The sequence below is a fragment of the Thermomonospora sp. CIF 1 genome, assembly GCF_001896795.1.
Classification (GTDB): domain Bacteria; phylum Actinomycetota; class Actinomycetes; order Streptosporangiales; family Streptosporangiaceae; genus Thermomonospora; species Thermomonospora curvata.
Window position 1 is genome coordinate 450,038 of the sequence record NZ_MOYN02000023.1, and the last position, 18,857, is coordinate 468,894.

Here is an 18,857-nt window from a genome sequence, read left to right on the forward strand (position 1 = left end):
GTGTCACCGCTGCTGAGCGTCGTTGTCCCCTTTTACAACGCCGAGCCCTATCTGTCCGGATGTCTTGAGTCGCTGCGGCGGCAGACCCTCCGCGATATCGAAGTCGTCATGGTCGATGACGGCTCGACCGACGGCAGCGCCACCATCGCCAAGGAATTCGCCGAACGCGATTCCCGGTTCCGGTTGTTCCAGCAGGACAATCAAGGCGTGGGGCCGGCCCGCAATCTGGGCGTCGCCCAGGCCACCGGCAAATACCTCACCTTCGCGGACGGCGACGACAAAGTACCCGAACGGGCTTACCGGCGCCTGGTGTCCTCCCTGGAGCACTCCGGCTCCGACCTGGCCTGCGGCAATGTGCACCGGCTCAAGAACGACGAGCCCGTGCAGTCCGATGCGCACCGGGGCCTGTACGGCAAGACGAGCGAGGGCGTCCAGATCGCCCAGCGGCCCGTCCTGCTGCGCGACCGCTCCTGCGGCAACAAGGTCTTCCGCCGCTCTTTTTGGGACCGGCTGGACTTGCGTTTCCCGGCCGGCCGCTGCGAAAGCGCCCCCGTCATCACCCGGGCGCTGGCCCTGGCCTCCGCCATCGACCAGCTCAAGGACACCGTCTACCTGTGGCGGGAAAGCGGCCCGATCGGCGAGTACGACCCGGTGGAGCTGGCCGAGCGGCTGCGCGCTGCGGGCCGGGTGCGCAGTGAGCTGGCCGGATACGCCCCGCAGCTGCTGACCGGCTACGACACCGAGGTGCTGGTGCGCGCCGATCTGGAGGCGCTGCTGACCGCGCTGCCGAAGATCCCCGACGAGCACCGCCCCGAGCTGGTCGCGCTGGGCGCCGAGCTGGCCGGGCTGCTGGACGGCCAGATCCTGCGCGCGGTTCCGGCCATCACCCGGCTGCAGCTGCACCTGCTGTCCCGCCGCCGGCTGCCGGAGCTGCTGGAAGTGCTGCACTTCGTCACCATCGGCGGGCTGAAGGAGGCCCCGGTGGTGCGCCGCGGCCGCAAGCGCACCTGGTACGCCGCCTACCCCTACTTCGAAGACCCCGAACTGGACATCCCCGTCGAGGTCTACGACGTCACCGACGAGCTGCTGCCGGTGGCCCGCCTCGACAAGGCCACCTGGGTGGACGGGCGGCTGCGCGTGGAGGGCCACGCCTACATCCCGCGCCTGGAGTCCGGCTCGCCGGAGGACTCGCGCATCCGGCTGTGGCTGCGCGGCCCGCACCGGCTGCTGCGGATACCGCTGAAGGTGGAGCGGGTGCGCCGTCCCGACGTGACCGCCGCCAGCGGCCAGGCCGTCGCCTCCCACGACTGGGCCGGGTTCGTCACCCACATCGACCCGTCCTCCTTCAAGGTGCTGGGCCGCTGGCAGACCGGCGACTGGAAACTGGGCCTGGAGGTCTCCTGCCAGGGCATGCGCCGCCGCCGCACCCTGGGCGCCCCCACCGCGGCGAACCGGCGCTGGCCCCAGGACATGGAGATCGCCCCCGGCGTGCATGTGCACGTCCTGGAGCTGGGCCGCAGCATGGTGATGCGGGTCCGCAGCGTCACCGCGCGGCTGACCGGCCACCGCCTGGGCAAGGACGCGCTGGAGCTGACGGGCTGGGTGACGCAGGACCCGCGCAGCGGCCTGATCGCCACCTCCGAGCAGAGCCGCGAGCAGGTGCGCGGCGAGGTGGAGACCGAGCCGCGCCCCGACGGCCGGCTGGGCTTTCGCGCCCGTCTCCCGCTGAGCGGGCTGCTCGCCGAGGGCGAGGGCGGCTGGGAGCTCTCCCTGGGCGAAGAGCACAAGGTGCTGTTCGGCGAGGACCTGGGAGAGGCCAGGTACCTGGTCCGCGACGGGGCCGAGCCGCTGGAGCTGGCCCTGCTGCGCAGCCGCTTCGGCAACCTGCGCGTGGTGCTGCGGACGCCGCGCCCGGTGGTGACGGGGGCCAAGTGGTCCGGTGACGACGAGCTGACGCTGGAGGGCACCTACTGCGGCTCCGACCGCCCAAGCCACCTGCTGCTGCGCCACCAGCGCTTCGCCGAGACCTTCCGGCTGCCCCTGGCCTGGGACGGCGACCGCTTCGCCGTCTCCTTCCGCCCGGCCGCCATGCCGTTCTTCGGCATGCACCGTCCGCTCGGCAAGGGACGGTGGGACCTGCTGGTGCCCACCCCGGGCGGCGGCGAGGCGCCGGTGCTGGTCGAACGCGGCCGTCTCCGCCTGATGCCCGGCCCCCACCGCGCCGGGGTGCACGAGTTCAACCTGCTCACCTACTCCGCCGAGGCGCTGCGGCTGCAGGTCAAGGTCGTCCTCGGCGAGGACGCCCAGGGGCCCTACGCCCAGGCGCAGCTGCGCAACCACGCCTACCCGCGCTACCGGCGCGAGCCGGTGCGGGACCTGGCGGTGTTCGACGCCTACCGGAGCCGGCAGTACTCGTGCAACCCGCGCGGCATCTTCGAGGAGCTGCGCCGCCGCGACCTGGGCATCGAGTGCGTGTGGGTCAGCAACGACGGCCAGTTCCCCACCCCCGAGGGCGCCCGGGTGGTGCTGACCAACAGCCGCGAGCACTACGAGGTGATGGCGCAGGCCCGCTTCATCTTCGCCAACTGGTCCCAGCGCCCCTGGTTCTCCAAGCGTCCCGGGCAGACGTACGTGCAGTGCTGGCACGGCACGCCGCTGAAGAAGCTGGGCTATGACGTCCACGACATGCCCTACAAGCGCACCCAGGGCGTGATCTGGATGGAGTACGACGTCCCCCAGTGGGACCTGCTGCTGTCGCAGAACGCCTTTTCCATCCCGCTGTTCCGCCGGGCGTTCCGCTACGACGGCGAGGTGCTGGAGAGCGGCTATCCCCGCAACGACCTGCTGCGCCGTCCCGAGCGGCACGAGCTGGCCGCCCAGGTGCGACGGCGGCTGGGCATCCCGGCCGGCAAGCGGGTCATCATGTACGCGCCCACCTGGCGGGACGACCTGTACCTGGACCTGAGCACCCGCGCCTTCCAGCTCAAGCTGGACATGGCCGCCGCGCAGGCCGCGCTCGGCGACGACCACGTGCTGCTGCTGCGCACCCACTACCTGGTGACCGACCGTCCCAAGGCCGAGCTCGGCGACTTCGTGATCGACGTGTCGAACTACCCCGACATCGCCGAGCTGTACCTGATCACCGATGTGCTGGTGACCGACTACTCCTCGGCGATGTTCGACTTCGCGGTCACCGGGCGCCCGATGGTCTTCTTCACCTACGACCTGGAGCGCTACCGCGACCACGTGCGGGGGTTCTACTTCGACTTCGAGGCCGAGGCGCCCGGCCCGCTGCTGCGGACCTCTGAGGAGGTCATCGAGACGCTGCGGGACCTGGACCGGATCTCGGCGGGCTACGGCGACGCGTACGCGGCCTTCGCCGCCCGGTACTGCCCGCACGACGACGGGTACGCCGCCGCCCGCGTATTGGATCACCTGTTGAAATAACGGGCGATTACGATAATTCAAAGTCTCCGGTATCTAAAACTGTCGTACCGGTAACCTGTGCTTTCCAGCCCACTTCGGGCCTGTTCGTCCGGATTTGGAGGATCCGGCAACCCCCCAGCCCCAGACCGCCCGCCGCGCTTCCCGGCGGTGGTCTGCGGGACCCCGATGAAAGGAATGCGCTCGATGGCCTTCACGCTCGAGGACGTTCGATCGAGAACGTACAAGGCGCGTGACGCTTGGTGGACGGTACTGCTGGTCGATCCGCTGGCCTCCCGGCTGGTGAAGTTCACCGCGAACCGGACCGGGATCACCCCCAACCAGCTCACCACCGGGGCGCTGCTGCTGGGCCTGGGCGCGGGCGCCTGCTTCGCCACCGCCGAGTCCACCTGGCTGCTGGTCGGCGCGCTGTTGTACCACCTGTCGTTCGTCCTCGACTGCATGGACGGCAAGATCGCCCGCCTCAAGGGCACCGGCTCGGTGTTCGGCGCCTGGCTGGACTACATCTTCGACCGGGTGCGGGTGCTGGCCTGCTCCATCGCCCTGATGGGCGGCCTGTACGCGGCCACCGGCAACGTCGCCTTCGTGTGGACCGGGCTGGCCGTGGTCTTCTTGGACATGCTGCGCTACCTGGACGCGCTGGAGATCTACAAGGTCCGCTCCCAGATGCGCTCGCGGCTGGTCAAGGCCCAGACCCGGGCGGCGGAGCTGGAGCTGGCCACCCGCCGGCTGCCGTCGGAGTCGGAGATGGACTCCATGCTCGGCGGCGACTACGACAAGCTGATCAGCGAGCTGCCCAAGCCGCACGAGCTGATGCAGCAGGGCTTCCACAAGCGGTTCCCCTGGTACGCCCGGGTGCGCAACGGCCTGCTGCGCGGCCGCATCCGCCCGCACCTGATCAGCGGCATCGAGTTCCAGATGTCGGTGTTCATCATCGCCCCGGTGCTGGCCGTGCTGATCGGCCCGACCGCGGTCATCTGGACCGCCGCGCTGGCCGGGGCGGGCCTGCTGTTCTTCGAGCTGGTGATCATTTACAAGTTCTACCTGTCCAGCCTGGACTTCGCGCGGGTGTCCGCCGAGCTGGAGGCCAAGATCGCCGAGTACGAGGCCCAGCTGCCGGCCGAGTCCGAGGTGCCGCTGGGCCGGGCCGTGTGAGCCTTCCTCGCGTCGCCTTCATCCGGCCGCAGACCCTCCGCCCGCCGACGGGGTCTGCGGCCGGTCGTCGTTACGGCCGGTGCTCCCCGGCGACCACCGTCTCCTCGGCGGCCGGCGCGGGTTCCTTCTCGCCCTCTTCCCTCTCGCCGTCTCGGACGGCCGCCGGCTCACCGGGCTCGTCCCCGGCGCGTCCGGCCGGCTCCTCCGGGGCGGCGTCCGCGGAAGGGACGGGCCCGGGGCGGGACTCGGGGATCAGGGCGAAGGCCGCGGCCAGGGCGGCGAAGGGGACGGCGGGCAGCACGTAGCGGTAGTCGAAGTCGGCGGTGGCGGCCGGAACCACCAGCAGCGCCAACGACACCGACCAGGGCAGCAGCACCCGCCCGCCCAGCCGCCGGATCCGCACCACCATGCCGACCAGCCCCACCAGCAGGAACCCGCCGAGGACGGGGCCGGGCAGATACACCGCGCTCTGGTAGTCGCGGACCCACCCGCCGTACGGCTCGACGACCCGCGGCTCCGCCGTCCGCCCCCCGTAGGCGTAGGCGACCGCGGCGTCCTTTTCGGTGAGGGACGCCCCCGGCTGGAAGTGGTATTTGTCCTCCGTCCAGGGCGTCGGGTAGGGGTCGCGTCCCCAGGCGAAGGCCCGCAGGGTGTCGCGGACGATGACCGCGGCGTAGTCGCCGGGCTGGGCGGCGATGGCGGCCCAGGCGAACTCCCCGGCCAGCTCGTTGGCCCGGGGGTCTTCGATGCCGCCGGGCAGGTGGTTGAAGCCGGAGTCCGGCCCCCACATCGCCGCATAGGCCGGCGCCATCCGGGTGCCGGACGGCAGCCGCTCGGGGCACAGCACCGCCACCTCGGGCCGCGGCCTGATCAGCGAGCAGTCGGCGAAGTCGACGGTACGCCCATACAGCCAGACCTGGTCGGAGTCGCTGAGGGCGAACCGGCCGTGCGCCGAGGAGTACCAGGACATGTAGCCCACCACCGGGACCGCGCAGGCCAGCGCGGCCGCCGCGACCGCCCGCCACCCGGCGCGGCGGGCCAGCATGCCCACCGCCAGCACCGCCAGCAGCGGCAGCCCGACCGAGCGGGTCAGCGCGGCGCACGCCATCAGCAGCCCGACCAGCGCCCCGGTCCACCAGCGCATCCGCACCCGCCACAGGGTCACCGTCACCGCCGCCGTCAGCAGGAAGGTGAACAGCAGGTCGGCCATCAGCAGGTGCTCCAGCTGGATCTGGAAGGCGTCCAGCAGCACCGGCGCGGCGAAGACGGCCCCCAGCAGGCCGGGCAGCAGCCTGCGGTGCGGCCAGGCCGCCCGCGCCGCCCGCCGCACCAGCGCATAGACCAGCACCCCGATGGCCACGCCCAGCGCATGCTGCACGATGACGACCACCAGCAGGCTGTGGGCGGGGCTCAGCAGCCACAAGAACACCGAATACCCGCTGGGCCGCAGGGTGGAGGGCCGAAACAGCAGCGCCGCCTCCAGGTAGGCGTAGGAGTCGCCGAACCACAGCACCGACGGGTAGCCCAGCACGGCGAGCCAGCGCACTCCCACCGCCACCGCCAGGACGACCGCGAACGGCCCATGCGCTACGACGAGCCCGCCCAGCCCCGCCACGACCGCGCGGACGCCCCGGACGATCGGCCGTGCCGCGTTCTCCACGTCTTTCACGCCGCCCTCTCCAGCCCACCACCGCCCCGCCGCCCGCTCAGGACGGCGGCGCCCGGCCCCAATCAGTTGACGCGTGCCTCCCTGCGACGGGTTCGCACGAAGGTTCCCAGAACCCACGGCACGCCGGGGCGTTTTTTCAAGATCGTCAGATCAGGATCTAGATCATTCCGGCAGGCGGCACCCACCGCAAACACCTGCAGAAATGGCGCACCGCACCAGGAATCGCCCCACGTGTCCACGACCGGGCAGAGCGGGCGCGGCGAAGGGTCCACCGTCCCGGTGGCACGGAGGCCTCCGCCGGGAGGAGGATCGTCGCATGGAGATGTTCACCGACTGGCGCACCTGGGAGCGGGCGCGCGCCGAGCTGCAGGCCCGTTCCCTGGCGGCCGGCGATCTGGAGGTGCTGGAGCGGGCCGTGGCGGCGGCGCGCCGCTGGCACGGTTCGCAGCAGCGCCCCTCCGGCGCCCCCTACCTGGAGCACCTGCTGGAGACCCTGGAGGTGCTGGTGCGCGGCGCCCAGGTCACCGACGTGGAGATCCTGGCCGCGGCGGTGCTGCACGATGTGGTGGAGGACACCGAGGCCACCGTCTCCGCCGTGGAGGCCGAGTTCGGGCCGGTGGTGGCCGAGCTGGTCGACTGGGTGACCGCCCCGCCGGCCACTGGGCGGGGACGGCAGGCCAAACGCGCCGCCAAGGCCGCCTACCTGCGGCGGCTGCGCGAGGCCCCGCCGGAGGCGATCACGGTGAAACTGGCCGACCGGATCAGCAACGTGCAGACCCTCGACCGGATGCCGCCGGACTTCCAGCGCCGCTACTACGCCGAGACGGTCACCTACATCCTGCCGCTGGCCCAGAGCCTGCCGGATGCGCGCGGGCGGTGGTTCACCGGCTGGTACGAGTCCTGGCGGCGGCATTTCGCCCATCTGGGATGATCTTGCGCATGGAACGGGAGTGGGTGGCCGAAGAGAGCATCCGGATCGAGGCCGAGCCCGCCCGCGTCTACGCGGCGGTGGCGGAGCTGCGGCGGATGGGACGCTGGAGCCCGGAGTGCTTCGCCGTGTGGACGCGCCGCGGCCTCGCCGAGGAGGGCACCAGGTTCGTCGGCTTCAACCGGATCGGCTGGCGGGTCTGGTTCACCACCGGGCGCGTCACGGCGGCGGTGCCCGGCCAGGTGTTCGCCTTCCGGGTCAGCAGCTTCGGCATCCCGGTGGCGCTGTGGGGCTACCGGCTGGAGGACGTCGGCGGCGGCGCCACCCGGCTCACCGAGTACTGGGAGGACCTGCGGCGCAACCACCGCGGCGCCGCGCTGGTCTCGCTGCTGGGCCGCATCTTCACCGGGGTGGCGGCGGGCGATAGGGCCGCACTCAACCGGCGGGGCATGCGCACCACCCTGGAGCGGATCAAGGCCGCCTGCGAAGGGCCGTGACAGAAAAACAAGAACCTGTTCTACTTGTGGTGTGAGCACCCATCTCATCCAGGGCCGCAAGGTCGCCATGCCGGTGCAGATCCGCCGGGCCGCCGTGGCCTCGGCGATGTTCGCGGTGCCGGCCGGCACCGCGCAGCAGATCATCGACTACTCGGGCCTGCAGGTGCTGCGTCCGCTGCCCGGGCGGGCGATCTGCTCGCTGGCGTTCGTCCGCTACGTCGACGGCGACCTGGGCCCCTACCACGAGTTCGCGGTGGCCTTCCTGGTCCGCGACCCCCTGGGCGGGTCCGGCCCGGGGCGGAACGTGGGCGTGTTCATCCACTGGCTGCCGGTCGATCAGGGCTTCACCTTGGAGGCCGGCCGCTCCATCTGGGGCTTCCCCAAGCTCATGGCCGAGCTGCCGCTGGACCTGGACGGCGCGGTCAGGCGCTGCGCGGTCCGGGTGGACGGGCAACTGGTGGCCGCGGTGGCGATCCGCCCCGGGCTGCCGGTGCCCACCCGCGGCGCCGCGCCCGAGGTCGTGGCGTTCTCCTGCCTGGACGGCGTCACCCGCCGCGTGCCCTGGTCGGTGCGGCCCGAAGGGGTCCGCTTCCGGCCGGGCGGGGCCGTGGTACGGGTCGGCGACCCCGCTGGCCACCCGGTCGCCGACGAGCTGCACCGCCTGGGCCTGCACCGGGCCCGCGCGCTCAGCAGCACCACCGCCGCGCAGGTGCGCATGACCTTCCACGACGCCCAGCCGCTCGGCTGAGACCTCGCTTCCCGGCGAGCGGGCCGGATCGCCCGGCCCGCTCGCCCGGGCATGACCGCTACCGGCTGCGACCCGCGTAAGCTTTGTCTTTCGTGCCTTCGCGAAAGGAAGCAGCCCGCATGTCGTCGTCCCAGGTCACCGGACGGCCGACCACGGTCAAGGACGCCGAGATCGCCGTCGAGCAGCGCCGCGTCGACCAGGCGCACGCCCGGCTGGAGGAGATGCGCGCCGAGGCCCAGGCCATGATCGAGGAGGGCTACCGGCAGGCGCTGGCCGGCACCAAGGGCTCCCTGGTGGACCGGGACGCCATGGTGTACCAGGCGGCGCTGCGCGTCCAGGCCCTCAACGTCGCCGACGACGGGCTGGTGTTCGGCCGGCTCGACCTGGCCGACGGCCAGACCCGCTACATCGGCCGGATCGGGGTGCGCACCCGCGACCACGAGCCGATGGTCATCGACTGGCGCGCCCCGGCCGCCGAGGCGTTCTACCGCGCCACCCCCGAAGACCCCCAGGGCGTGGTGCGGCGGCGAGTGCTGCACACCCGCGGGCGCACCGTGGTGGACCTGGAGGACGACCTGCTCGACCCGTCGGCCGCCGACTCGCTCACCATCGTCGGCGACGGCGCGTTCATCGCCTCCCTGGCCCGCACCCGCGAAGGGACGATGCGCGACATCGTCGCCACCATCCAGCGCGAGCAGGACGAGGTGATCCGCGCCCCCGCCGACGGCACCGTGCTGGTGCGCGGCGCCCCCGGCACCGGCAAGACCGCCGTCGCCCTGCACCGGGTGGCCTACCTGCTGTTTCGGCACCGCCGCCGGTTCGGCTCGCGAGGGGTGCTGGTGGTCGGCCCCAACCGGCGCTTCACCGCCTACATCGAACGGGTGCTGCCGTCCCTGGGCGAGGGCTCGGCGACGCTGCGCTCCCTGGGCGACCTGGTGGAGGGGGTGTCGGCCACCGTCCACGACCCGCCCGAGCTGGCCGCGCTGAAGGGCTCGGCGGCGATGGCGCCGGTGCTGCGGCGCGCGGTCACCGACCATCCCCCCGGCGCCCCCGACAAGCTGCGCGTCGTGCACGGCGGCGTGGTGGTCGAACTGGGCCGTCCCCAGCTCGACAAGCTCCGCACCTCGCTGCACCGGCGCAGCACGGGCAGCGTCAACGCCTCCCGCCGCCGCGTCGCCGAGGCGCTGCTGGACGCCCTGTGGGAACGCTACGTCCACACCGGCGGCACCGAACCCGAACCGGACGAGCCCGTGCAGGGCGAGCTGGCGCTGTGGGAGGGCATCCTGGCCGAAGGCGGGCTGGCCCCGCTGGATGAGCAGGACCGGCCCTCCTCCCCCGCCGACCGCACCTCCCGGGAGGCGTTCGTCAAGAACGTGCGCGAGCAGCGGGCCTTCACCGACTTCCTGACCGCCTGGTGGCCGATCCGCCGCCCTCTGGACGTGCTGCGTTCCCTGGGGGATGCCGCCCGGCTGCGCCGCGCCGCCGGACGCGACCTGGACCGCGCGCAGGTGGAGCTGCTGGCCGCCTCCTGGCGGCGGGCCCTGGCGGGCGATCCCCCCACCCTCAGCTACCAGGACATCGCGCTGCTGGACGAGATCGACGCGCTGCTCGGCCCGCCGCCGCAGCCCTCGCGCGCCACGGCCCGCGAAGAGGACCCCTACGTGGTGGACGGGATCGACATCCTCACCGGCGAAGTGGTCGCCGACGAGGACTGGGAGCCGGGGCTGCAGGAGCTGACCACCACCATCGAGCGGCTGGAGCGCGCCCGCCGCGTGGACGACGAGGTCGCCGACGTCCGCCCCGAGTACGCCCACATCGTGGTGGACGAGGCCCAGGACCTGTCCCCCATGCAGTGGCGCATGCTCGGCCGCCGGGGCCGCCAGGCCACCTGGACGATCGTCGAGGACCCCGCCCAGAGCGCCTGGGAGGACCTGGAAGAGGCCCGCAAGGCGATGGAGGCCGCCCTGGACGGCCCGGCCGCCCGCCGCGGCCGGAGCCGCAGGCCGCGGCGCCGCCCCCGCCACGAGTACGAGCTGACCACCAACTACCGCAACACCACCGAGATCGCCGCGGTGTCCGCCCGGGTGCTGCGGCTGGCGCTGCCGGAGGCGCGCCCGGCCCGCGCGGTCCGCTCCTCCGGGCACCGGCCCGTCATCGACCTGGTCCCCGAAGAGGAGCTGCAGGCCGCCGCCCGGCGGGCCGTGCGGACCCTGCTGGAGCAGGTGGAGGGCACCATCGGCGTCATCGTCCCGCTGCCCGGCGACGCCTGGGGCGAATCGGACCGCCGCGCCCTGAGCGCCGGCTTCCCCGAGCGGGTTCAGGTCCTGGACGTGCTGGAGGCCAAGGGCCTGGAGTTCGACGCCGCGGTCATCTGCGCCCCGGAGACCATCGCCGCCCAGTCCCCGCGCGGCCTGCGGGTGCTGTACGTGGCGGTCTCCCGCGCCACCCAGCGCCTGACCGTGCTGACCGCCGACCCCGTCTGGCGGCGCCGGCTCGCCGGCGGGGAGAGCGCCCGTTAGATGATGGGCGGCCGCCCGGTGCGGGTCATCCGCCAGGCGGTGCGCCAGGAGATGGGACGGCGCGGCCCGGCGGGCGTGCGCCAGCCCTCCAGGAAGCCCTTGAACCAGGGCTTGAGGGCGGCCGGGCGGCGCTCGCGCAGCACCGTCATGGCCACCCACACCGCGCAGTAGGCCAGCGCCAGCGGCCACGGCAGGTTGCGGCGGGCCAGCCACACCCGGTTGCGGGCGTTGTAGCGGTAGAACATCGCGTGCCGGGTCGGCTGCACCGCCGGGTGGAACATCACCGCCTCGGCGTCGTAGAAGATCCGGTACCCGGCATCCAGGGCCCGCCAGGCCAGGTCGGTCTCCTCGTGGGCGTAGAAGAACTCCTCCGGCAGCCCGCCGGCCGCCTCGAAGGCCGAGCGGCGCACCGCGCACGCCCCGCCCAGGAACGTGGTGACCTCCGAGGAGCGTTCGGGGTCCCCGGCGCGCAGCCGCGGCACGTGCCGGCGCTCGCCCGGGCCGCCCTCGGGGTCGCGGATGCGGAAGGAGACGATGCCCAGCGACGGGTCGGCGGCGAAGCGGTCCCGCAGGTGCAGGCCGAGCCGGTCGGAGGCGTACCAGCCGTCGTCGTCCAAGAACAGCACGATGTCCCCGGTGGCCTCGGCCACCCCCCGGTTGCGGCCGGCCGGGATGCCGACGTTCTCCGGCAGCCGGACGATCGTGACGCGCGGGTCGGCGAAGACCGCATCGTCGCCGGGCGTCCAGTCGGCGGGCACGCCGTTGCCGACCAAGACGACCTCGACGTCGACGTCCTTTTGGTCCAGGGCGCTGCGCAGCGCCCGCGCCAGTTCGGCGGGCCGGTTGCCCATCGTCAGCACCACGACCGAAAAGCGCATCGTCTCCTCCGGCCGCAGCCCGGTCCCCGCGCCGCCGTGCGTTCTCAGCTCGCTCAACCGCCCCTCCCGCATCTGCGTCCGGCTGCAGTCTTTCACTTGCCCGCCGCGTCGCGGGCGGCTTGCCGCAACTCGCCGCTCACCGGCCTCCCGCACCGCCTCAGCGCAGCCGCCGGGAGGCGACCACGCTGATCAGGTGCAGCAGGGTCTGCACCACGGCCACCGCCGCGACCAGCCCGGTCAGCACCCGGGTGGTCACCGGGGTGTGCCCGCCGATCAGCACGTCCAGCACCCCGGTCAGCGCGATCAGCAGCGACAGCTCCACCGCGCCGATGATGCGGTGCACGCCCGCCGCCGAGGCCGCCTGGCGGGCCAGCGCCAGCCCGGTGGAGCGGGGCCGCAGCGCCCGCTCCCCCAGTGCCGGGACGACCGGCAGCCCGCTCTTGGCGCGGGCCACCACCACATTGTCGGTCTCGGCCTTGATCAGCACGGCGCCCAGCGCGGCGACCAGCCCCAGCTCCAGGTAGCCGCCGGAGGCCCACTCGCCCTGGGCGCGGGCGCCCAGCCCCACCAGCAGCGCCGCCTCCGCCAGGTAGTGGCCGATGCGGTCCAGGTAGACGCCGGTCGCCGAGGTCCGCTGCAGATAGCGGGCGACCTCCCCGTCCACGCAGTCCAGCAGCAGGTAGACCTGCACCAGCAGCGCCCCGGCCAGCGCCGCCCACAGCGGGTGGCCCGGCAGCGAGACCACCACGCCGGCCGCGACGCCGACCAGCATCATCAGGTAGGTCAGGTGGTTGGGGCTGAACCCCATCCGCAGCGCCGCCCACGACACGTACGGCGACAGCGACCGCATGTACAGCCGCCCCGCCCAGTGCTCCTCGTTGCGGCGCTCCTTGAGCCCCGGCGGCTGCCCGTGCGCGCGAACGTCGGCGACCGTGGCGGTGCGCCGGGACCGTACTTCAGCCTCCGTAGGAGCGGACATACTCGCCTACCGACTTCAACGCCGCGTCGTGGTCCAGGTTGAGCCGTTCCAGGATCGTGTAGCGGCCGGGGCGGGTCTGCGGGGCGTACACCACGGCCTCGGCGAACTGCTCTTCGGTCAGCCCGATGTCGCCGGGCAGCTTGGGCAGGCCGTGCCGGTCCAGGCACTCGATGATCTCCGCCAGCCGCCCGTTGCGTTCGCCCAGGAAACGCTCGCGCAGGAAGTAGCAGAAGGCCGCGCCGATCCCGGCCAGCTCCCCGTGGTTGGCGGTGCCGGGGAAGAGCTGGTCGATGGCGTGCAGGATCTCATGGTCGCCGCCGCTGGCCGGGCGGGAGGAGCCGGCGAAGGCCATCGCCATGCCCGACAGCACCAGCCCTTCGGCCAGCACCGTCAAGAACCGGTCGGACTCGATCGACTCCCGCTGGAACAGCAGCGCCTCGGCGGCGGTGCGGGCCAGCGTGAGCGCCAGCCGGTCCACCGGCTCGCCGCAGTCCTCGGCCGCCAGCAGCCAGTCGTCCACCGCCGAGAAGTTGGCGATCACATCGCCGATCCCGGCGCGCACCATGCGTTCGGGCGCGGCCCGCACGTAGTCCAGGTCCACGATCATGGCCAGCGGCATCGCCACGCCGAAGGAGCCCTTGCCCTTGTCGTGCCGCAGCGAGGCCACCGGCGAGCAGATGCCGTCGTGGGCCAAATTGGTGGCGACCGACACCATCGGGATGCCGGTCAGCGTGGCGGCGTACTTGGTGGCGTCGATGGTCTGCCCGCCGCCGATGCCCACCACCGCCTCGTACCAGCCCGAGCGCAGCTTGGCCGACAGCTCCACCGCCGCCTCCACGGTGCCGCCCGCCACGTGGAAGACCTCGCAGGACTTCAGCGACGGCCGGACCTGCTCGGCGATCGCATCGCCCTGGCCGGGCCCCACCGCGATGGCCACCCGTCCCTCGGTGGCGATCCGCCGGTCGGCCAGCAGTTCTCCCAACGCCGCCACCGCGCCCCGGCGCACCTCCACCGACAGCGGCGCCGGCAGCGACCGCATCAGCTGTGGCATGGATTCAGTACCCCTTGGCGATCCGGCGAGCCTTCTCCAGGTCGTTGTGGTCGTCGACCTCGACCCACTCCACCGCGCCGATCGGGGCGACGGCGATCTTGCCGCCCCGGTTGACCAGCTCCTGGTAGCCGTCCTCGTAGTACAGGTCGGGGTTGGCCTCCCAGGTGGCCTTGAGCGCGTCGGCCAGCTTCTCGGCCGCCGACGGCTCGATCAGCGTGGCGCCGATGTACTCGCCGTAGGCCTGGGCCGGGTCCATCTGCTTGGTGATGCGCGCCAGGTTGCCGTCGGCGTCGAGGGTGACCTTCATCTCCTCGTCGGCGAGCTTCTTCACGTTGTCCACGGCCAGGACGATCTCCGGCCCCCGGGCGGCCAGCAGGGTCTTCTCGACGCTCACCGGGTGGACGGTGTCGCCGTTGACCATGAGGACGCCCTTGGAGAAGTGCTCCCGGGCCAGCCACATGGAGTAGGCGTTGTTCCACTCCTCGGCCTTGTCGTTGTGGACGAGGGTGATGGAGACGCCGTACCGCTCCTCCAGCGCCGCCTTGCGCGCGGCCACGGCCTCGGCGCAGTAGCCGACCACGATGACCACGTCGGTCAGCCCGACCTCGGCCAGGTTGCCCAGGGCGATGTCGAGGATGGTGGTCTGGCCGTCCACCGGTACCAGGGCCTTGGGCAGAGTGTCCGTGTAAGGCCGCAGCCTCCGGCCCGCGCCCGCCGCGAGCACCATCCCGATCATGCCGTGCCTCCATCAGCGTTCACTTTGGACTCCTCCGCCCGGTCCTGGGGGGCGGCTTCCGCCTCTTCCTCCAAGTCCACCTGCACGCCACCGCCGCCCCGGCTCGCCCGTACCCAGGCGACCACGCTCTCCACGACGAACAGCAGGCCCAGGTAGCCGGTCAGCACCGCGTAAGCGGCCGCCAGCTGCCCGTACAGGCCCGCGAACGCCGCCACGAGCATCCGGCCCTCCCAGCCGAGCCCGGCCTGGAAGACCCGGCGGTGCGGCCACAGCCGCTGACGGGTGCGGTAGACGGTGTCGTAGTGGTGATAGGCGAGGACGGCCAGCAGAGCGTAGATCAGCGGTGCCGAGACGTCCTGCGCGAATCCCAAGACGGCCAGGTAACCATACTCGATACCACGGATGATGGTCGGGACGATCCAGTCAATCCGCCCGTTATGCCGGTGGGCCGCCGAGGGGCCGATCAGCAGCAGCGCCACCACCGGTGCGTACAGCAGCGGGATGGCGCGCTCCTCGGCCCCGGTGACCGCCAGCAGCGCCGCCGTGGTGATCGCGGCCAGCACGGTGCCCGGCAGCGGGACCATCCGGCCCAGCGTCAGCTGCCCGATGGCCGTGCAGAGGGGGCCGTCGTCCCGGTAGGCCTGCAGGCGTCCGGGAGGGGCGGCCACGGGCGCGGCGGGCCGGGCCTCGGTGAAGGGGATCGTCATCGGGTCAGCGACCTCAGCATCCGTCCGGTCAGGGTGTAGGCGGCCGCCACCGCGCCCCAGGCCAGGAGCGCGATGAAGGTCACCCGGGCGTTCCACAGCGCGGCGGTGACCGACACCACCGCGAAACGCTCGCCGATCGGGAAAACGATCATCTTCTTGGCCCAGTAGGCCGGGCCGGAACGGGTCCGCGCCATCACCCGCCGCGCCAGTCCCAGCGGGCCGGTGGGCCGGGGGGCCGCGGCGGGCGGGGTCAGGCCGTCGCCGGGCGAGGTGAGCGGGATCACCGGCGGCGCGGGGGCGGCCTGCCGGCGGGCCGCCCGGGCGGCGCCGAAAGAAAAGTCGATCATGTGGCGGCAGGTCTGCACGACCATCGCGGCCACCGCCAGCGCCCACACGTCCCCGCCGTGCACCGAGCTGCCGGCCGCGGCGGCGGTGGAGCCGACCGCCAGCCCGACGAAGACGGTGTACTCCTTGGCACGGTCGAAGGTGGCGTCCAGCCAGGCGCCGAAGGTGCTGAACTTGCGGGTGTAGCGGGCCAGCTGCCCGTCCACGCAGTCGAAGACGAACGCGAAGTAGTACAGCACCGCCCCGGCGACCATCCCCGCGCGGGTGCCCGTCGCAAAGCACACCGCCGCGCCCACCGCGATCGCCATGGACAGCGAGGTCACCATGTTGGGGGTCGCCCCGATCCGGGCCGCCAGGCGGGCGATGTGACGCGAGTAGGTGCTGACGGCGAAGGTGGTGAAGAAGCCGTCGTTGCTTTTGACCGCGGCGTCCAGCCGCACCCGGTCCTCGTCGATCGCCTCCACCGCGGCGCGGGCGGCCCGCACCTGCTCGGCGTCGCGCACCTGGGCGCACACCAGCGGCGGGGCCTGCAGCGGCGTCACCGTCACCCCCTCGCGGACCAGCCCCACCAGCAGCAGCGCCGGCAGCGGGGAGGCGGCCGCGCCGGGCAGGGCGTCGGGGGTCTCCAGCAGGGCGGCCAGCCGGTCGGCGACGCGGGCCAGCGTGATGCGGCGGGCCGGCGCGACCCACAACGCCCCGCAAAAGACCCGGTTGGGGGCGGTGACCTGGTGGAAGGCCGTCCCGGCCGAGACGATCCGGCCGCCGCCGACCCGCAGCGGGGGCGCATCCGGGCCGGCCTCATCCGGCGGCGCGGTCACCGCCGCGGCCACGCCCGTCCGCGTGGCGATCAGCCTGGCCAGCAGTTCCCCGCTGGCCACCGTGCCGGCCGGCAGCACCAGCAGCGGCTCCACCGCGCCGCGCGCCAGCTCGGCGATGACGCGCAGGTCCGCCGCCGGGGAGTCGGAGTCGATGATCTCCGAGGCCGGCAGGCCGCCGGTGTCGCGGACCTTGCGCAGCAGTGCCGCCGCCTCCGGACGGGCCAGCACCCGCACGTCCGGTACGTTGAGCGAAGCGAACTGGCCGAGCAGCCGCTGCAGGAGGGTCGGAGCGTTGGGGCCGCTCTCATATGGCAGGTCCGCGACGGGATCGGTCGCGAGCACCAACGCCACGGTCATCGGCACCTTCCAGCAGCGTCGGAAGACGGGGGTTCGAATAGGTCAGCGTAGCGGCTGCCGACCACTGCAAAGGGCCACACGAGGCATGAGGTGACAGTGACGACGATTGCGGTTGTTCTGGCCGGCGGCACCGGGCGGCGACTGGGCGCGGCCGCCCCCAAACAGCTGCTGGAGGTGGGCGGCCGGCCGATCCTGGAGCACGCGGTCGCCGCCTTCGCCGGTCACCGGGGCATCGACCGGATCCTCGTGGTGATGGCGCGCGGGCATGTGGCCGCGGCCGCCGAGCTGCTGGCGCCGTACCGGACGGGCCGCGCCGGCGGCAAGGTGTCGCAGATCATCGAGGGCGGCGCCACCCGCAGCGAGTCGACCCTGGCGGCGCTGGCCGCGCTGGCCGACGAGCCGGAGGAGACGCGGGTGCTGCTGCACGACGCCGCGCGTCCGTTCCTGCCCGGCGAGGTGATCGACCGCTGCCTGGCCGCGCTGGAAGAGCACCAGGCCGTGGCGGTCGGCGTGCCCGCCACCGACACCATCGTGGCGGTGCGGGACGGGCTGGTGGAGTCGATGCCGCCGCGCCACACGCTGTCCCGCTTCCAGACCCCCCAGGGCTTCCGGCTGGGCGTGCTGCGCAAGGCTTATGAGGCGGCCGCGGCCGACCCGGACTTCGCCGCCACCGACGACTGCGGCGTGGTGCACCGCTACCTGCCGCAGGTGCCGATCCGGGTGGTGGACGGCGATGAGCGCAACCTGAAGGTCACCCACCCGCTGGATCTGGTGCTCGCCGAGCACCTGGCCGCATCCCCCCGATCCCCCGAGGAGAACCAGTGATCTTCGATACCGACCGGCCGGTGGTGATCGGCCATCGCGGCGCCGGGTCCGGTGAGGTGCTGCTGCCCGGCTCGGCCGAGGCGGTCGCCGAGAACACCCTGGAGTCGATCCTGGGGGCGGTGCGCGCCGGGGCGTCCTGGGTCGAGATCGACGTGACCCGCACCGCCGATGACGAGCTGGTGCTGCGGCACGACCCGACCGGCACCGACGGGGCGTTCCTGGTGGAGCGCACCGCCGCGGAGTCGGGGCTGCCGCGCCTGGTGGAGGTGTTCGACGCGCTGCCGCCGGAGGTGGCGCTGGACATCGACGTCAAGACCGTGCTGGAGGACGCCGTCGATCCCCCGGCCCGGCGCACCGGGGCGCTGCTGGCGCCGCTGCTGCGGGCGGAGGCGCGGCGGCGGCCGTTGATGGTGACCTCCTTCGACCCGTCCCTGCTGCTGGGGCTGCGCGAGGAGGTGGCCGGGGTGCCGATGGGGCTGCTGACCTGGCTGCGGTTCCCGCTGTGGCATGCCATCGCGGCCGCCGCGGGGCTCGGGCTGGAGGCGGTGGGGGTGCACACCGGCTCGTGCGGGCTGGCCGCTCCCGACCCCCGGCTGCGCCCGCTGGAGCACAGCGTGGACGTGGCGCATAAGGCGGGGCTGGAGGTGCTGGCCTGGTGCCCCTCGGCCGAGGAGGCGCCCGACTACGCCGCCGCCGGGGTGGACGCGCTGGTCGTCAACGACGTGCCGGGGGTCATCGCGGCGCTGTCCGGCACGGGGGACGAGCCCGCGGAAGAGGCCTCGCAGGCCGCTGAGAGCGCCTGAGGAACCTTGAGAACGTTCGGGGAAAGGGGCCGCGTCCACTCCCCGGCTTCCTCGTCCTGGTCCCGCTCTCGGGAAGGGGCGGGCGAAGGTTGCGGCGCGGGCCGACCCGCGCCGATCACGCCGGGCACGATCCCCTGGCCCGGCGGAGCGCAGGGGCCGTGCGACGCAGGGGTGCGGCCGATTCGCCGGCGCGAAGGCCACGCCGCGGCGGCGAGCCCACCGGCGGGCCGGCACCGGCGCGACCGGTTCTCTTCAGCAGGCCGAAGTCATTCCTGCGAGAAAGCCGGTGAAGCCCATGCGGTGCACGCCGTGGACGACCGCGGCCGATCCCGGTGCCGGCGCCGGATCGGCCGCCTCCCGGCCCTGGGGTCAGCGCAGAACGCCCCTGCGCGCCCGGC

15 protein-coding genes are annotated in these 18,857 nt (G+C 73.0%); 8 read left to right on the forward strand and 7 right to left on the reverse strand.

Going from position 1 to position 18,857, the window contains the following annotated elements; translation table 11 throughout:
- Together BUE48_RS20390 and BUE48_RS20395 are read left to right on the forward strand one after the other, a co-directional pair.
- On the forward strand, positions 1 to 3,447 hold the full coding sequence (locus BUE48_RS20390; RefSeq protein ID WP_286990756.1) for a bifunctional glycosyltransferase/CDP-glycerol:glycerophosphate glycerophosphotransferase: 3,447 nt from the start codon (positions 1 to 3) through the stop codon (positions 3,445 to 3,447).
- Between the two features lie 183 nt (positions 3,448 to 3,630).
- Positions 3,631 to 4,599, forward strand: coding sequence for a CDP-alcohol phosphatidyltransferase family protein (locus BUE48_RS20395; protein ID WP_012854411.1), 969 nt, complete (start codon positions 3,631 to 3,633; stop codon positions 4,597 to 4,599).
- A 70-nt stretch (positions 4,600 to 4,669) separates the two neighbouring features.
- Here the strand turns inward: BUE48_RS20395 and BUE48_RS20400 are convergent, their stop codons facing one another.
- Positions 4,670 to 6,268, reverse strand: a complete 1,599-nt coding sequence (locus BUE48_RS20400; protein ID WP_286990757.1) for a hypothetical protein — start codon at positions 6,266 to 6,268, stop codon at positions 4,670 to 4,672.
- Between the two features lie 316 nt (positions 6,269 to 6,584).
- Here BUE48_RS20400 and BUE48_RS20405 point away from each other — a divergent pair, with 316 nt between their 5' ends.
- The 4 genes from BUE48_RS20405 to BUE48_RS20420 all read left to right on the forward strand — a co-directional run bounded on the left by BUE48_RS20405 (position 6,585) and on the right by BUE48_RS20420 (position 10,960).
- On the forward strand, positions 6,585 to 7,199 hold the full coding sequence (locus tag BUE48_RS20405) for an HD domain-containing protein (protein ID WP_286990758.1): 615 nt from the start codon (positions 6,585 to 6,587) through the stop codon (positions 7,197 to 7,199).
- A gap of 8 nt (positions 7,200 to 7,207) precedes the next feature.
- A complete protein-coding gene (locus BUE48_RS20410) occupies positions 7,208 to 7,693 on the forward strand; it encodes an SRPBCC family protein (RefSeq protein WP_041440165.1) in 486 nt (161 codons plus the stop codon).
- 31 nt (positions 7,694 to 7,724) lie between these two features.
- Positions 7,725 to 8,441 (forward strand): acetoacetate decarboxylase family protein, encoded by a 717-nt coding sequence (locus BUE48_RS20415; protein WP_012854415.1) that lies wholly within the window; start codon positions 7,725 to 7,727, stop codon positions 8,439 to 8,441.
- Positions 8,442 to 8,560: 119 nt separating this feature from the next.
- On the forward strand, positions 8,561 to 10,960 hold the full coding sequence (locus BUE48_RS20420) for a HelD family protein (RefSeq protein ID WP_012854416.1): 2,400 nt from the start codon (positions 8,561 to 8,563) through the stop codon (positions 10,958 to 10,960).
- On the opposite strand, the gene BUE48_RS20425 is transcribed toward BUE48_RS20420, so the two are convergent.
- The 6 genes from BUE48_RS20425 to BUE48_RS20450 all read right to left on the reverse strand — a co-directional run bounded on the left by BUE48_RS20425 (position 10,957) and on the right by BUE48_RS20450 (position 16,831).
- On the reverse strand, positions 10,957 to 11,838 hold the full coding sequence (locus BUE48_RS20425; RefSeq protein WP_041442487.1) for a glycosyltransferase family 2 protein: 882 nt from the start codon (positions 11,836 to 11,838) through the stop codon (positions 10,957 to 10,959). The genes BUE48_RS20420 and BUE48_RS20425 overlap by 4 nt on opposite strands.
- 157 nt (positions 11,839 to 11,995) lie before the next feature.
- On the reverse strand, positions 11,996 to 12,817 hold the full coding sequence (locus BUE48_RS20430; RefSeq protein WP_012854418.1) for a CDP-alcohol phosphatidyltransferase family protein: 822 nt from the start codon (positions 12,815 to 12,817) through the stop codon (positions 11,996 to 11,998).
- Positions 12,795 to 13,868, reverse strand: a complete 1,074-nt coding sequence (locus tag BUE48_RS20435) for an iron-containing alcohol dehydrogenase family protein (protein ID WP_012854419.1) — start codon at positions 13,866 to 13,868, stop codon at positions 12,795 to 12,797. Before BUE48_RS20435 ends, BUE48_RS20430 begins: the two co-directional genes overlap by 23 nt.
- A gap of 4 nt (positions 13,869 to 13,872) precedes the next feature.
- Positions 13,873 to 14,604, reverse strand: a complete 732-nt coding sequence (locus BUE48_RS20440; protein WP_012854420.1) for a phosphocholine cytidylyltransferase family protein — start codon at positions 14,602 to 14,604, stop codon at positions 13,873 to 13,875.
- Positions 14,601 to 15,311 (reverse strand): DUF5941 domain-containing protein, encoded by a 711-nt coding sequence (locus tag BUE48_RS20445; RefSeq protein ID WP_012854421.1) that lies wholly within the window; start codon positions 15,309 to 15,311, stop codon positions 14,601 to 14,603. The genes BUE48_RS20440 and BUE48_RS20445 overlap by 4 nt, the downstream gene beginning before the upstream one ends.
- On the reverse strand, positions 15,308 to 16,831 hold the full coding sequence (locus BUE48_RS20450) for a CDP-alcohol phosphatidyltransferase family protein (RefSeq protein WP_012854422.1): 1,524 nt from the start codon (positions 16,829 to 16,831) through the stop codon (positions 15,308 to 15,310). Before BUE48_RS20450 ends, BUE48_RS20445 begins: the two co-directional genes overlap by 4 nt.
- Before the next feature lie 96 nt (positions 16,832 to 16,927).
- Here BUE48_RS20450 and ispD point away from each other — a divergent pair, with 96 nt between their 5' ends.
- Both ispD and BUE48_RS20460 read left to right on the forward strand, forming a co-directional pair.
- The gene (gene ispD / locus BUE48_RS20455; protein WP_012854423.1) at positions 16,928 to 17,656 is read left to right on the forward strand and encodes a 2-C-methyl-D-erythritol 4-phosphate cytidylyltransferase; all 729 of its coding nucleotides are present in this window, start codon (positions 16,928 to 16,930) and stop codon (positions 17,654 to 17,656) included.
- Positions 17,653 to 18,459 carry a glycerophosphodiester phosphodiesterase gene (locus BUE48_RS20460; RefSeq protein WP_012854424.1) on the forward strand — a complete coding sequence of 269 codons (807 nt, stop codon included), beginning with the start codon at positions 17,653 to 17,655 and terminating at the stop codon, positions 18,457 to 18,459. The genes ispD and BUE48_RS20460 overlap by 4 nt, the downstream gene beginning before the upstream one ends.
- Positions 18,460 to 18,857 lie beyond the last annotated feature (398 nt).